The organism is Pontiella sp., assembly GCF_041622395.1.
In the GTDB taxonomy this organism is placed as follows: Bacteria; Verrucomicrobiota; Kiritimatiellia; order Kiritimatiellales; family Pontiellaceae; genus Pontiella.
The window spans coordinates 1-15,435 of the sequence record NZ_JBFJYW010000052.1 but is presented as its reverse complement, the minus strand read 5'-3'; the positions used below and the strand labels follow the sequence as shown (position 1 = coordinate 15,435).

11 protein-coding genes and 1 pseudogene are annotated in these 15,435 nt (G+C 58.7%); 7 read left to right on the top strand and 5 right to left on the bottom strand.

Features of this window, described 5'->3' with window-relative positions:
- From ABYO54_RS04800 to ABYO54_RS04790, 3 genes and pseudogenes are all read right to left on the bottom strand, one after another.
- Window positions 1-494, bottom strand: a pseudogene (locus ABYO54_RS04800) (hypothetical protein); the annotation flags it as partial.
- Between the two features lie 276 nt (window positions 495-770).
- The gene (locus ABYO54_RS04795) at window positions 771-1,199 is read right to left on the bottom strand and encodes a hypothetical protein (RefSeq protein ID WP_372807105.1); all 429 of its coding nucleotides are present in this window, start codon (window positions 1,197-1,199) and stop codon (window positions 771-773) included.
- A gap of 109 nt (window positions 1,200-1,308) precedes the next feature.
- Entirely contained in the window at window positions 1,309-4,836 is a 3,528-nt protein-coding gene (locus ABYO54_RS04790) for an autotransporter domain-containing protein (RefSeq protein ID WP_372807104.1), read from the bottom strand.
- 391 nt (window positions 4,837-5,227) lie between these two features.
- On the opposite strand from ABYO54_RS04790, the gene ileS reads away from it, so the two are divergent.
- From ileS to hflX, 5 genes are all read left to right on the top strand, one after another.
- Window positions 5,228-8,362 (top strand): isoleucine--tRNA ligase, encoded by a 3,135-nt coding sequence (gene ileS / locus ABYO54_RS04785; protein ID WP_372807103.1) that lies wholly within the window; start codon window positions 5,228-5,230, stop codon window positions 8,360-8,362.
- A gap of 158 nt (window positions 8,363-8,520) precedes the next feature.
- Entirely contained in the window at window positions 8,521-8,958 is a 438-nt protein-coding gene (locus ABYO54_RS04780; protein WP_372807102.1) for a TraR/DksA family transcriptional regulator, read from the top strand.
- Window positions 8,959-9,119: 161 nt separating this feature from the next.
- Window positions 9,120-9,587 (top strand): signal peptidase II, encoded by a 468-nt coding sequence (gene lspA / locus ABYO54_RS04775; RefSeq protein WP_372807101.1) that lies wholly within the window; start codon window positions 9,120-9,122, stop codon window positions 9,585-9,587.
- Window positions 9,588-9,644: 57 nt separating this feature from the next.
- The gene (miaA, locus tag ABYO54_RS04770; protein ID WP_372807100.1) at window positions 9,645-10,568 is read left to right on the top strand and encodes a tRNA (adenosine(37)-N6)-dimethylallyltransferase MiaA; all 924 of its coding nucleotides are present in this window, start codon (window positions 9,645-9,647) and stop codon (window positions 10,566-10,568) included.
- 119 nt (window positions 10,569-10,687) lie between these two features.
- Entirely contained in the window at window positions 10,688-11,968 is a 1,281-nt protein-coding gene (gene hflX / locus ABYO54_RS04765; RefSeq protein ID WP_372807099.1) for a GTPase HflX, read from the top strand.
- Here hflX and ABYO54_RS04760 read toward each other — a convergent pair.
- Both ABYO54_RS04760 and xth read right to left on the bottom strand, forming a co-directional pair.
- Window positions 11,965-12,948: a sodium:calcium symporter gene (locus ABYO54_RS04760; protein WP_372807098.1), complete on the bottom strand. Its 984-nt coding sequence runs from the start codon at window positions 12,946-12,948 to the stop codon at window positions 11,965-11,967. The genes hflX and ABYO54_RS04760 overlap by 4 nt on opposite strands.
- A 365-nt stretch (window positions 12,949-13,313) precedes the next feature.
- Window positions 13,314-14,087, bottom strand: a complete 774-nt coding sequence (xth, locus tag ABYO54_RS04755; protein ID WP_372807097.1) for an exodeoxyribonuclease III — start codon at window positions 14,085-14,087, stop codon at window positions 13,314-13,316.
- A gap of 78 nt (window positions 14,088-14,165) precedes the next feature.
- On the opposite strand from xth, the gene ABYO54_RS04750 reads away from it, so the two are divergent.
- Both ABYO54_RS04750 and ABYO54_RS04745 read left to right on the top strand, forming a co-directional pair.
- Entirely contained in the window at window positions 14,166-14,660 is a 495-nt protein-coding gene (locus ABYO54_RS04750; protein WP_372807096.1) for a TlpA family protein disulfide reductase, read from the top strand.
- A 13-nt stretch (window positions 14,661-14,673) separates the two neighbouring features.
- Window positions 14,674-15,258 carry a thioredoxin family protein gene (locus ABYO54_RS04745; RefSeq protein ID WP_372807095.1) on the top strand — a complete coding sequence of 195 codons (585 nt, stop codon included), beginning with the start codon at window positions 14,674-14,676 and terminating at the stop codon, window positions 15,256-15,258.
- Window positions 15,259-15,435 lie beyond the last annotated feature (177 nt).

Sequence of the window (15,435 nt, the reverse complement as noted above, 5' to 3'; positions counted from 1 at the left end):
CTTTCCAACGAACTACTATAAAGCGACAACCCGGTCAGATATTGCCCCAAGCCATCATGGATGTCCTGTCCCAGCTTGACCCGCAGCTCCTCGTCCCGTTCAATCAGCAGGGCGGTCAAGGCACCAAGCTCACTCGTTAACTCGGCCACGCGATGATCCATCGCGGAATTCAAGCGTTTCGCTTGCGCGTGCAGGGAATGAATGTAGCTCGTGAAATAGGTAAGGCATACGCCAATGAATATAAATATCAGCCGGTAGCCGTATTCGGGCCAGCTGATTTCCGCACTGCGGAGCCACTCGCACACGAAGTAGCTATGGGGAAGCAGGGCGAGAATGGCCAACAAACCGCCCGTGGTTCCGTATAGCAAGGCCGCCAGTGCAATGAGAACCAACGAGGGCAACATGACCTCTGCACCGCACTGCACGTAGCACAGTCGTGTAAGAAATAAATATCCAACACAGCAGAGCAAGTATAAAATGTCGATTGGTTTCATCGTTGAAGATCATAATAGGTTGCTCCGCCATGGCAATAGATTCCGTCCAATGTTTCGCCGGGCGTTGCTCCACGGCAGGAACGCCCCCGCCAGAAATCGACGAGCACAAGACGGACGGTGCGTCCCTGCTTCTCTTCCCGGGAACCGTTCTACGAATCATTGGTTCGGCAACGCCGCCTCTTATATGCGGCAGGTTTCCCGGCTTTTCCGGGCAAACAAAAAGCGCTCTCCGCCGCACGGCGGGAGCGCTTCATTCATTGGGCGAACAAGGTCGGTCTAAAATGCCCGGTAAAGCGAAAAGCTTCCGGTTGTGGCATCGTTCGTTGAAACTTTCCAGGAATACTCGCCGTCCACGCTGGTCGGCCCAATGGAGGCACCGTCAATAGCCAACTTCTCATCGTCCCACTCCATGTCGATGTCGAGCGAATCGCCATTGCGCACGGTTTGGATGCTGTACTTATTGACGGTTACATCGATCGAATCGATGTCGGAGGTGTCGCTCCAAGGAAGGATGAGATGGAGCTCTCCGCCATTCGGCCCGGCATTTTCGCCCGTGAAAGAAAAGTTCCACGATTTGTAGTTGGTCTCCACGGCCCCGTCGTCATCGTCGCCGCCGCATCCGGCCAACACAACTAGACAGCAGGCCAGGACGGCCGCAACAGCCCCGCCGGCAATTGATTTTCGGTTAAACAGGTTCTCTTTCATCGTTTTTCTCCATTTAAGGCAACTTGACAATGGGACTTGCTTTGCGCTCATCTCTTCACAAAAAAACCCGCGCTCGTGGAGTGCGGGTTTTCCCTAAGGATCCCTGCGTTTAGAAACGGTAGGTTACCTTGCCACTGAAGATATGCTCGTGGTAATCGCTCGAATACACGCCATCGTAGTCGATTTCAAACTTCGAGTTCTGGTGTTTCCAGCTCCAGATATCGAACCCGCAACCGAGGAGGAAGAGGTCTTCTTCGCGGGCACGCACTCCGAACGAGTAGGTCTTGTAGGAGCCATCGGAAACTTGGGTCTGGTAGGAGAAGTCATCCTGATCGGCATTGAACTCATGCAACCAATGCCCCCGAAGCTCGGGAATGAAAGCAACGCCCTGATTCAGCCAATCCAGCTGATGGATGGTGGCAATGCTAACCCCAAGCGATCCGAGATAGGATTCCGTGCTGTAATCGCTGATCTCCTGGGTATTCATGACGCTGCTCTGGCGGTCGAAAGACTCCTGATTGTAGAATGAAGCCAGGAAGGATGCCTCCGGTGTAATGGAAACCGTTTCCTTGAGATCGAACCGGATGCCCGTTCCGATGTAGGCACTGTAAATATCCGAGTCGAACTTGCTTTTATCGATCGCGATACTCTGCTCCTCGGTTTCGGCCCAGGCGTAGGTTCCGGCCAAGTCGACGAAAACCCGCTCGCCGCCGACGGTGGCATAGATGGAACCATGGTAGCTTTCAATGCTGGCATCGTAGGAGTCGCCGGCATCGATGTCGGTGCGGGCAAACCCGCCCGCCAACCCCACCAAAAGGTTGCCGAAGTTTTTGTCGACCCCGATCACCGAGCCCCAGGACCCCATGTCGTAGGCAGAGAACTTTCCGGTCGCATTGCGGTCGCCAAAGGAGCCGTAGGCACGCACCCAGCCCTGCAAGGTGCGCTCCTCGTCGGATTTGTTGACTGGTCCGGCGGCGCCTTGCGGCTGGAACGCGCTATCGAATTGGGGGGTGTTCGATGCAAAACCGTTCATGGTCCGGAACTCGGATCCGCGAGCGGAGAGTTGCTGGTTCACCTGCTGGCCCAACTGGAACGTTGCTTCCGGCGCATCGGGGAGCTGCGTGAGCGAGTAGCGGAAAATCTTTTCGCCGCGGGCTTCGCCGCCGGAGTTGAGATTGTAGAACTGGGTTTCGCTGGTCACGTTGGTATCCGAGATCATGGCATCGACTTCCGTCAGCAAGTCGTTGTCGATATCCATGAGCAGTTCGCTTTCGGTCAGCGACTTATATTGGTAGTTGGCCCGGACATATCCACCAACGAGCTCGGTAGCCCCCTTCTTGGTGAGCCAACCTAGATCGGTTTTCACGTGGGAGTCGAGGGTTCCGTTGGTGACCACGGTCGGCACCTTCACCACATCGACGTATCCATTCGGCTTGGAGGCCACGCCGCCAAGGGCCACAAAGGAGTTTTGGTTGGTCAGGTACAGCGTGCCGGCAACATCCAGCAACCCCTGATCCCCGGTCCGGGAATCATATTGCGTCATGACCACGGAATTCTGCCCCACGTCCAGCGAATGGGCTGTGGTTGTTCCCACCTTGACCGTACCGTACCCGGCATCGATGGTCGTTCCTTTGGAAAGAATGGCCCCCTGCTGGAAGTTCAGGGTGGCGTCATCGAGAACAAAGCTTGATCCTTCCTTCGTGACCACCCGCTGGCTTTGGAAGTTCAGGCTGCCCTCTTCGACATAGACATCGGTGAAGAACTTCGCTTCCTGCTCGTTGCTTAGGACCACGTTCATGGTACCGGCTTGCTGGATGAAGGCCCCGCTGTAGGTCGCATTGGTGGAAACGGACAGGGTCGTCGTGCCGGAGCCGATCGAATAGATGTCGCCGCCGATCGAGCCGCCAAGCAGCTTGAGGGCCTTGGTGTTCCCGGTCTGGTTGTTGACGACCAAATGGCCGTTGATCACGGTCGGATCGGAAGCCGAAGCCTCGCTAATCGTCGTGGCGGTATTCTTGACCCACACGCCGACATCGCCGATTTGGGTTACGCCATTGACCGTGCCGCCGGCGCCGCCGGTGAACGTGCCGCCATTGATGGTGAGGGTTCCGCCCGAAGCCAATACCCCGGCTCCGCCATAGGCCTCGCCATAGCCACTGGTCTTAACAATGCCTCCCTTACCGCCGTTGAAGGTGCCGCTGTTGATGGTGACCGTGTTGTTGTATGCATACAAGCCATAGCCGCCGTTGGCAATGGCGGTGCCGTTGGAGGCGCTCACGCTGGCAACCGATCCCGCCGTTGCATCGGCTTTTACATCGCTGATGGTAGCCGCCCCATTGCCGTAGAGATAGATTCCCGATCCGCCAGCGGCATAGGCCGAGCTGAAATCATCGATGGCGGTCAGCTGGGTCTGGGTTTCCGGATCCCATAGCCCTTGGGCAATGGTGTACGTCGACGCACTTTTGCCGGCGGTGAAGGTGGAGTTGCTGATGGATACGGTTCCGCTGGTGTAGATGCCGATTCCGCCGCCGCCTTGGGAAACCCCATAAGCATAAGCCCCGCCGATCGTGATGCTGGCGGCGGGACCGCCGATATAGTTTCCGCCCCCAATGTTGACGGACCCCGTGACGTCGATGATCTGGGCGCCGGTCCCCCCCCGGGTATCGACCGTGGCTCCGTAGGTATCGAACGCGTTGTAATAAACCGAGCGCGTGACGTTGTCGGCCTCCTGACTCGCATAGAAGTCGCCGCCGGAAATGTATACGTTGTTTTGGCGGATTTCCGGAACGCTTCCCTCAACAGTCAGCGCGTTTCCACCGATGTAGCTTGCCGATCCATTGTAATCGCCGCCGCGGGTAATGGTTCCCGACGAGGTGTAAGTCGCCGCCTGGAAGCGGTCGGTGGCAACATCGGTACGGTTGCTGATATGGATATCGCCCCAATTCTGGTAGATGCTTGCTCCGTTTGCGGCGTTGCCTGTACCCGTCTCATCCCCGGCCACGAACGAGGTGCCATAACAGTAGAGATGTCCGGCACGCCGCATGACGAGGCCGCCATAGCCCGTGCCACCCCAATAGTTGCCTTCGTAGAAATGCCACGATCCCTGCACGTCGGCAAGGACCGCGCCGGTAGTCGCGTTGAGCCCGGTATTGGAGCGCGTGTTCTTGATCGTGACGGCGTTGTCGGCCACGCGCTGGCGACTGTTGCTGCGCCCGGAAGAATTACCCGTCAAGCTCGAGACCTCGGGGTCGTCGAAACTATAGACGTAGGTTTCGTCTTCCATGTAGTACAATGTTCCGTTGTTGTGGGTAGACATTTCGAAGATACGACCGGCCGTGATCACGTTGTTGATCCACCACTCGACCACATCTTCATTTCCGCGCTGGATGTCGGTTTCCCCGTCGTTCAACGTCGAGTTGAACGCCCAGGAATCGTCGCGGAGCCAAATGTTTCCGCCATCGTAGAACTGGGAGCTTCCCGCCTGCGCATACCGTTGCACGGTTCCGCCGCGCCCCAGGCGATAAAGGGTATTCCCCTTGGACACCGTAGTGCCGCCGGCGGTCACGATTGGTTCGGATTGACCAAGCACGCCGCCCGCTACCAACGCGACGGCCAAGGTTAAAATAAGCTTCTTCATGTGTTATCCCCTCGATAGTTGCTAAAAATCTTCCTGTAAAAAGATAATAGAAGCTACCTCTCCGGCCCGCCTTGATCAATCCATTTCGGTTACAAAATGGTAACGGAATTTGCGGACTTTCTGCGCGTGCGCGATCGCGTTGCGCGGAAAATTGGAACGCCTGCCTACTTGTCAACCCCGGAGGCAGTCGCTATGTTCTGCGCTTTTCGAAACGTGAAGCGTGAAGCGTGAAGCGTGAAACGTGAAGCGTGAAGAGTGAAACGTGAAACGTGAAGAGTGAAGCGTGAAACGTGAAGAGTGAAACGTGAAGCGTGAAGAGTGAAACGTGAGCGGTGACGAGTTGAACCCACCAACCATCACGCCTCAATCGTCATGCATCAGAAAGGCAGCCATGTTTAAAGAGATTCCGAGCAAAGTCAGCTTCCCGCAGATGGAAGAAGAGATTATCCAGCTCTGGAGGAAGCAGGACACCTTCAAGAAATCGCTGGAAATCCGTAAAAACAGCAAGGAATTCGTTTTTTACGACGGACCTCCGTTTGCAACCGGGTTGCCGCACTACGGCCATTTGCTGGCCGGCACCATCAAGGACATCATCCCGCGCTACCAGGCGATGCGCGGGCATTATGTTTCGCGGCGCTTCGGCTGGGACTGCCACGGGTTGCCGATCGAGGCGCTGGCGCAGGAGGCGCTCGGCCTCGCGGGCGCGCCCGCCATTAAAGAAGCGGGCGTTGGCCTGTTCAACGAGCAGTGCCGCTCGATGGTCACCAAATACGTGGAGGAATGGGAAAAAACCGTCACCCGCATGGGCCGCTGGGTCGATTTCGAGAACGACTACAAAACCATGGACACGCCGTTCATGGAGACCATCTGGTGGGTTTTCTCGCAACTGTGGGAGCAGGGCCGCGTCTACAAGGCGCACCGCATCATGCCCTACAGCTGGAAGCTCAACACGCCGCTCTCCAACTTCGAGGCGGGGCGCAACTACCAGGACGTGCAAGACCCGGCCATCACGGTGCGCGTCCGCCTGCTCGATTTCGAGTTCGAAAACGCCTCGGCGCTGATCTGGACCACCACCCCCTGGACGCTGCCGTCCAACCTGGCCATCTGCGCCGGGCCGGCGATCGACTATGTTGCGATCAAGGACAAGGAAACGCACGAGGTGTTCGTGCTGGCGCAGGCGCGGCTCTCGGCCTACTACAAGAAGGAAGAGGAATACGAAGTCCTTAAAACCTACAAGGGCGCGGATCTCCGGGGGCTGAAATACGAGCCGATCTTCGACTTTTTCGCCGACAACGAGCATTCGTTCCAAGTGCTCAACGACGACTTTGTTTCGACCGAGGACGGCACGGGCATCGTGCACATGGCCCCGGCCTACGGCGAGGACGACTACCGCATCTGCCGCGAAGCCGGCATCCCGCTGGTCGATCCGCTCGACGACGACTGCGTCTTCACCTCCGCCGTGCAGGACTACGCCGGGCAGTTCTGCAAGGATGCCGACAAGGCGATCATCCAGGCGCTGAAGCACGGCGGCAAACTGATCCACCAAAGCACGATCCAGCACAGCTACCCCTTCTGCGAACGCACCGACACGCCGCTGATTTACCGCGCGATCGACGCCTGGTACGTGCGGGTGGAGGACCTGCGCGAACGCATGCTCAAGAACAACGAAGGCGTCCACTGGACGCCGGACTATGTCGGCGAAAAGCGCTTCGCCAACTGGCTGGCCGACGCCAAGGACTGGAACATCAGCCGCAACCGCTTCTGGGGCTCGTGCATCCCAATTTGGGTGAACGTCGAAGACAAGGACGACATGATCTGCGTCTCGTCCATCGCGCAACTCGAAGAACTTTCGGGCCGGAAGGTCGACGACCTGCACAAGCATTACGTCGATGAAATCGTCATCGAAAAGGATGGCAAGACCTACAAGCGCACGCCGGAGGTGCTCGACTGCTGGTTCGAATCCGGCTCGATGCCCTATGCCCAGAACCACTACCCGTTCGATAACAAGGAACACTTCGAAGGCAACTTCCCGGCCGACTTCATCGCCGAAGGCCTCGACCAGACCCGCGGCTGGTTCTACACGCTGATGGTGCTCTCCACCGCGCTGTTCGACAAACCCGCCTTCAAGAACGTGGTCGTCAACGGCATGGTGCTGGCGGAAGACGGGCTCAAAATGTCCAAGCGCCTCAAGAACTATCCCGATCCGATCCATGTCATCAACGCGTACGGCGCCGATGCGCTGCGCCTCTACATGATCTACTCCCCGGTGGTGCGCGCCGAGTCGCTGCGCATGTCGGAAGACGGCGTAAAGAACGCGCTGCGCCATCTGATTTTGCCGTGGTGGAACGCCTACAGCTTCTTCATCACCTACGCCAACATCGACGGCTGGACGCCGGCGCAGTCCGTGCCGGAACGCGACAACCTGATGGACCGCTGGATCCAAAGCTCGCTTGCGCGGCTCGAACAGCAGGTTTCCGAGGCCATGGACGGCTACGACTTGCAAGCCTCGGTCCGCCCGTTCGTGCAGTTCATCGAAGACCTGACCAACTGGTATATCCGCCGCTCGCGCCGCCGTTTCTGGAAGACCGAGGACGACACCGACAAGGTGCAGGCCTACTCCACCCTCTACGACGTGCTGCTCGGCCTCGCCAAGATCGCCGCCCCGTTCACCCCGTTCATCTCGGAAACGATCTACCAAAACCTGAAGACCGACCAGATGCCGGAATCGGTCCACCTCTGCGACTTCCCGACCGCCGCCGATGCCAAGCGCGACGAGGTGCTCGAAGCCCAGATGGCGCTGGTCATGAACGCCGTCGAACAGGGCCGCACGCTGCGGGCCGAATACAAACTCAAAAACCGCCAGCCGCTCGCCAAGATGCATGTGGTGTGCGACGACGACCAACTGCTCGCCAACATCCAGGAACTCGAAAGCCTGATCGCAGACGAATTGAACGTGCGCGAGGTGGCCTTCGGCACCGACTCTTCGAAGCTGGCCACCATCCAGGCCAAACCCAACTTCAAGCAGCTCGGCCCCAAGCTCGGCCCGCTGATGAAAAAGGCCGTCCCGCTGATCAATAGCCTGACCGACGAACAGATCGCGGCCCTTGGCGGCGGCTCGGCCGTCGCCGTCGAAATGGACGGACAGACCATCGAACTGACCGGCTCCGACATCGAAATCGTCCGGATTCCGAAAGAGGGCATGGCGGTGAGTGCCGCAGGGTCGCTGGTGGTCGGGCTCGACACCCAGCTCGACGACGGCCTCATCTCGGAGGGGTTGGCCCGCGAATTCGTCAACAAGGTACAGAACCTGCGGAAGGAAATGGATCTGGAAATCACCCAGCGAATCACGATCCAGCTCACGTCCGACGAGGAGGTCGAAAAGGCCGTATCCAGCCACCAAGCCTACATCGAGAACGAAACGTTAGCTCTTGCCTGCGAAATCGCCGCATTGGAGAGCGATAAATACCCGGCACTGGATTTGAACGGACACGCCTGCACGGTGTCCATTATCCCCGCCAAGCATTAGTCGGATATGCAGGTTGACAGGGCATAGGGCAGATGATAAATACCCAACCCTTTATCTGGGTTCGGAACTGAATTTTGACTGGAGAAACCTCTGAAATGGCTACTAAAAAAACAGCAAAAAAGACTGCGACAGACAAGCCCGAAGCTGCTCCGGTGGCAATGAGTAACGGCGGACCACTCACGGGCAAGCTTGGCAAAAACAAACATTTTACCACCAAGCAACTGAAAGTGCAGCTCGACCGCCTGCTTGAACTGCGTGAACGCGTCAGTGGTGAAATCATCTCCATCAACCGCGACTCGCTCAGCCAGAACGACCGCGACCCGTCGCTTTCCGACCAGGGCACCGACACCTTCGACCGCGAGTTCGCCCTCAACCAGCTTTCGAACGAACAGGACGTGCTCTTCGAAATCGACGAAGCGATTCGCCGCATCGAACGAGGCACCTACGGCATCTGCGAGATGACCGAAGAGCCGATCAATATCGAGCGCCTCGAAGCCCTGCCCTACGTCCGCTACTCGATCAAGGCGCAGTCCGAAATCGAAAAAGGCATGCCGAAGTCCTTCCGTCCGTTCGGCGCCACCATGCACGGCATGTAGCCCAAGCGGCCCGGCCGCCTGCAAGGCACCCAATCCCACCCCGCGCAACACGCGCGACTTCAGCAAAGGGCACATGGCGAAAAACGCAACAGGTTTGAGTTTCGTACGTGGCCGGGTTGAATTCGTTTTGCGTTTCGCTTTGAGGATTTAGGAGTTCATCCATGCTCGCATTGGCCATAGGCATCTTCGTTCTCTTCTTCGACCAGCTTACCAAGCAGGCGGTGCGGGCAAACTTCGTCTACGGCGACTCGCACCCGGTCATCGAAGGCTTCTTCAATCTGGTCTATGTGCGCAATGATGGCGCGGCGTGGAACATCCTCAGCGGCCACAGCGTGATCCTCATTCTGATTTCCGCCGTGGTGCTCGTTGCGCTCGGCCTCTACCGCCGCCACTTCCTGCAGGAAGACCGCTTGCACCACATCCTCTTCGGCCTGATGATAGGCGGCATCGCCGGCAACCTGATCGACCGCGTCCGCTTCGGCTGGGTGACCGATTTTCTCGATTTCGAGTTCGGTGCCTACCACTACCCCTCCTTCAACGTCGCCGACTCCGCCATTTGCATCGCCGTCGGCCTCTACATTATCCTCAACCTCCTCCAAAAAGAGGAAACTCCAGATTCGACAAAATAGTTTTTTGCATTCATCGCGAGGAATCGTTTTGTCCGAAATTGTTGTAAGAAAAACCGCATGAACGGTTCTGTACATTTCATCGTCGGCCCGACCGCCTCGGGAAAAAGTTCGGTGGCCCAATACATCGCCGAGCGCGAAGGGCAACTGATCGTCTCCGCCGACTCGATGAACCTCTACCGCGGCATGGACATCGGAACCGCCAAGCCGACCATCGCCGAGCGCGAGAAAGCCGACTACACCGGATTCGACCTCGCCGAGCCCACCGAAAAATTCAACGTTGCCGCCTACCTCGACGCGGTCCGTCCCGCCTTCGAATCCGGGCGCGACATCATCGTGGCCGGCGGCACCGGGCTCTACGTCAAATGTCTCACCGAAGGCTTCGACGACGTGGCCCCGGAGAACGGCGCACTTCGGGCCGAGCTCGAGGCCCTCGACTTCGAAACGCTGGAACGACGCGCGAAGCAGGAAGCCTCCGGCTTATATGAAGCACTGACCGAGGACGACCAACGCAACCCGCGCCGACTCGTCCGGATTCTGGAAAAGGTTTATGGCCCGGCGCAGGCCGCCAGCCTGCGCCATAAAGGATCCTGGAACAGCAAACCCAAACCGGCCATCGTTGGCCTGCGCGTCGAACGCGAAATCCTGCTGCAACGCATCGAAAAACGCGTCGAGCAAATGTATGCCGACGGGCTGCTCGACGAAGCGCGCGAGCTGATCGGGCTCGACCTTTCGCAAACCGCGCTGCAGGCCATCGGCTACGCCGAAGCCTTCGCCGTTCTCAACCACCGGCTGACCCTCGAACAGGCGAAGGAAAAAACCATCATCCGCACCCGGCAGCTCGCCAAACGCCAAATGACCTGGTTCCGCAACCAGCTCAACGTCGAGTGGATCGACACCGCGGATTACCCCACCCTCGAACAACTTGCCGGGGCCGTTTCCCAAGCCTGGAAAAAAACCGGCCCGACCCCCGTTCGGCTCTGAACCCCGAAACCGCAAGATCGGCTTGCAGGCCCTACCCGAATCCGCGGGGCCTCTTGCTCCACGAATCGTCGCGAATAATGAGTGCCAATCAGGGGGGTTAGTGGTTTAAATAGGCGCCTATGTCAGAACTACTAGAAAACCAGAACACCGAAGTTGAAACCGTCCTCCTGATCGGCGTGGTATTGCGCGGCGAAGAGGAGTGGAAGGTCAAGGATACGATGGACGAGCTCGCGCAGCTCGCGGAAAGCGCGGGCGCCGTCGTGGCCGGGCGCTTTTTGGTGCGCCAGCAGAAGATCAAGGCCGGCCATTACATCGGCACGGGCAAGGCGGCGGAGATCGCCGACTGGATCAAGGAAAACCGGGTTTCGATGGTGGTGTTCGACGACGACCTCACCCCGGCCCAGGGCCGCAACCTGCAGAATGTTTTCGAGATCCGGGTGCTGGATCGAACGCAGCTGATTCTCGACATCTTTGCCCAGCGCGCCCAGACGAAGGAGGGTTGCCTCCAGGTGGAGCTGGCCCAGCACCAGTACCTCTTGCCGCGCCTGCGCAACATGTGGACCCATCTGGAACGCCAGAAGGGCGGCATCGGCCTGCGCGGCCCCGGCGAAACCCAGCTGGAAATGGACCGCCGACGCTTGCAGGACCTGATTCGCACGCTCAAGCGCGATCTCGAACTGGTCCGCACCCGCCGGAACGAACAGCGCCGCGGCCGTAAGCGCCACGGCTGGGCGCTGGTCTCGATCGTCGGCTACACCAATGCCGGCAAATCGACGCTGCTCAACCGCTTGTCCGGCGCGGAGATCTTTGCCGAAGACCAGCTCTTCGCCACGCTCGACCCCACCACCCGCCAAGTGGAACTGCCGAACCACGAGCCGATGCTGATGACCGACACGGTGGGCTTCATCCAAAAGCTCCCCCACCATCTGGTCGATTCGTTCAAGGCAACGCTCGAAGAGGTGGTCGAGGCCGACCTGCTCGTCCATGTGATCGACGCCTCGCACCCGCAGGTCGATCTCCAGATCGAAGCCGTACAGAAGGTGCTCGACGAAATCGGCGCGCTCGACAAGCCGATGCTCTATGTCTTCAATAAGATCGACGTCGAAAAGGGGCGCAGCGCCGCCAAGCGGCTCTGCCGCCAATTCCCGAAATCGGTCGCCGTCTCGGCGCGCGAGGGGGAAAACATCGATCTGCTGTTCGACGAACTGGCCGACTGCCTCAAGGGCCGCAAGGTTGAGCTGAAACTTTCGATCCCGCTGAGCGAAGGCAAGCTGTTGTCGACCTTGATGAAGAACGCATCGATCCTCGAACAGCAATACGACGGGCCGACCGCCGAACTGCTCGTGCGCGTCAGCTCGCAACTCGCCGCCCAGTGCCGGCCCTTTGTCGTCGAAGTCTAAGCCAGTCCCGCCCACAGGAAATAGCCGAAGGCGGCCAGGAAGGCGGCGGCGAAGATGCGCGGCAGGCGGCCGAGCATCACGACGAACAGCAGGTGCGCCGCGCAAAGCCCCATCAAGATCAGCAGCGCCTGTTGAAGAAAGGCCGAGGTCGGGATTTCGCGGAAGGCGGCAAAGATCCCGATGCACAGCGGAATGCAGATATGGGCGTCGCCCGACTGCGAGGTGTAGACGACATCCATGCGGTCTTTCGCGCCGTAGTAGAACGCCAGCAACGCGTTGGGAAGCACCATCAGCACCCCGCTCGCCCAGCCCAGCACGCGGGCGGGCACCAGCGCACTGTCGAGGGACAGGAACCACTGCACCAACCAATCCGTACTGACGAAAACCCCGAACGCCCCCACCAGCAACAACGCGACTTCCAGCGGCAGCGTGGCGGGAAAGCTTTTCTTTTTCAGCAGGTTGGTTTTCTTGACGTCGTAGACGTGGAAGCATTGCCAGAAAACGAACAGCGCGAGCAGGACGAACCCGTCGAAGCGCGCGAGCGTGCCGTCGGCCGCCAGCAACCAAACGATCAGCGAAAAGAAGAGCGCCGCCACCAGATTGAGCGCGAGCGACAAACGCCCCATCTTATGCTCGACGATAACAGCCTTGTTTTTCTTGCGCGGGATGCTGGCCATGCTCCAGATCAGGACGGGCAGGCCGATGAGCAGCGTGAGATTGGTCACGTTGTTGAACAGGCAGTTGACGAGCACGTCGCTGCCGTCGCCGCCCTTGCGCGCCAGCACGACCGCAAAGACGATGTTGCCCATGCCCGAACAGTACGGCATGAAAATGGTGCCGAGCACGGTCCCCTCCACCCCGGCACCCGACAGCACCTCCAGCCGCCAAACCACCAGCAGGCTGGCCAACAGAAACAGCGCTAGACAGGCATACGGCGCGTATGTCCCTAGCGAGGTGATGCTTTCCTGAATCATTTCCATGGCCGCACCATAGCAGGAACGAAACCAACGCTTCGCTAAAAAAAACCACGCCGCGCAACCCCATCAGGCCGTGGAACCGCCCATCCCCGGCCGCGAACCAGCCATCGGAAAATCCCCGGTCGTTTGGATCCATGGCGGCGGGATGGCGTTCCGCAACGGCAAGCGCGATCGGTTGCTCCAGGAATTCCTGGAGCAACGTATTACCTAGACTTCGTATTTTCACCACAGAGGGCACTGAGACACAGAGGCCCATATATACATATCCCCTCTGTGTCTCTGCGACCTCTAGCGAAGCGGGTGGTTGAAAACCATCCGAAAGCTTAAGGTTTCCAGTGTTCTGGACCGAACCCGCTAGGCGCGGCGATTCACGCCCCGAACTCGGCGATCATGAAGGTGTGGTCGGAGGGTTTTTCCTTTTTGCGCGGTTCGAGGTCGATCTCGCACGAGCGGCATTTCGCCGTCAGCGGATCGGTGGTGAGCACATAATCGATGCGCCAGCCGAGGTTGCGCTCGATGGCGTTTTTGACGCGGTAGTCGAAAAAGGAATAGATCTCCTCGTCGGGATGGTGCTTGCGGAAAACATCGGTGAAACCAAATGAGCAGACTTCGAGGAAGGCGTTGTGCGCATCGACGTGGTAGCAGGGGTCGTTCTTCTTCCCCGCCGGATTGTTGACGTCGATCGGCTCGACCGCGATGTTGATGTCGCCGATCCACGCCAGCGGCCGGTCGGCGGAATACTCGGTTTCGAAGAGCTTCTTCAGCCGCGCATACCAGCCGAGCTTGTACATGTACATCACGTGGTCGATCGCCCTCCCCTGCGGGACATAGGTGTTCACCACCGCCACGCCGTCCACCATCGCCCGGATCAGCCGCGTTTCATCGGCGGGCCCGCCGTCGTCGAAACCGAACCGCACATCCGTCGGTTCGCTTTTGCAGATTAGCGCCACGCCGTTGTAGGACTTTTCGCCCCGGAACACCGCGTGGTAGCCCGCCGCCTTGATCGCTTCCTTCGGGAAATCCTCGTCCTGGCACTTGGTTTCCTGGATCCCGAGCACATCGGGTTGATGCGCCGCCAGCCAGTCCAGCAGGATCGGAAGTCGCGAGCGGATCGAATTCGCGTTGAACGTTGCAATTTTCATGGGCCCCTTTCGTTATTTAGATCTTGTTCCATTAAAAAAAGCCGACTAGAGTACGCCCTGTCAAGCGGGAGCAATGCAATGATGAAAAGATACGGTATCATCCCAACGATTGGAAGTGCGCTTGCGGCACTGCTGCTGAGCGGCTGCGGGCCGTCGAAGCCGGCCGCACAACCCGCAACGCCGAGCGAGATCGGCCGGCGCATCGCCCAGTCGACAGCCCCGCTCACCCTCGTCCACGTCTGGGCCACCTGGTGCGACCCCTGCCGCGCCGAGTTTCCGGAGCTGGTAAAGATCATGGAGCATTACCAATCGATGGATGTCGTGTTGGTTTCGGCCGACGCCCCGGCGGACAAGGAGGCGGTTGAAGCGTTTCTGGCGGAACACGGCAGTCCGCAAGGAAGCCTCATAACGACGGAGCTGACCCAAGCGTTTATCGAATCGCTCTCGCCCAAATGGGGCGGCGCACTGCCGGCCTCCTTCTTTTTCCAGGACGGAAAAATCGTAAGGGAATGGGAAGGCAAACGAACCTACGACGAGTATGCGGATACGATCGAGACCCTGTTGAACAAATGAAAGGAAACCAAACATGAAGATTAAAACGATAATGGGAAGCGCGCTGCTGGCCGGCACGCTGACGGCGCAAGCCGGACTGGGCATTGGTGATGCAATGGTCGACGCCAACGTCAAAATGAAGAACATCGACGGAAGCGAGGTAACCTTGGCCGGGGTGAAAGGTGAAAAAGGCACGTTGGTGATCTTCACCTGCAACCAATGCCCCTTCGTCGAAGCCTGGCAAAAAACCATGGTCGAACTGGGCAACACCTATTCCCAAAAAGGATTCGGAGTGGTTTTCGTGAACTCCAACGACCCGTCCGCCAAGGGCGATACGCTGGAAAACATGAAGGCGATGGCCAAGAAGGAAGGCTATGGATTCCCCTATGTCCAGGATGCCACCTCCAACGTCGCCCGTAATTTCGGCGCAACGAAAACCCCGGATGTATTCCTGTTCGATGCCGCCGACAAACTCGTCTACAAGGGTGCCGTCGGCGAAGGCGGACGCTCGGTCGGCGACGAAATCTGGCTCAAGGACGCGCTCGATGCCCTGCTGGCCGGAAAACCAATCGCCACGAGCGAAACCAAGGCGATCGGGTGCGGCATCAAATTCAGATGATCGGAACCATCCGAAAAACCCAGGGGCCGGCGCGCACGGGCGAGCCGGCCCTTTTCCATGCAACCGAAACACGGATTTGAGGCGATGACCGTCTTGCGCAGCGCATCACCTAGAACTTCGTATTTTCACCACAGAGGGCACTGAGACACAGAGGCTCATATATACACATATCCCTCT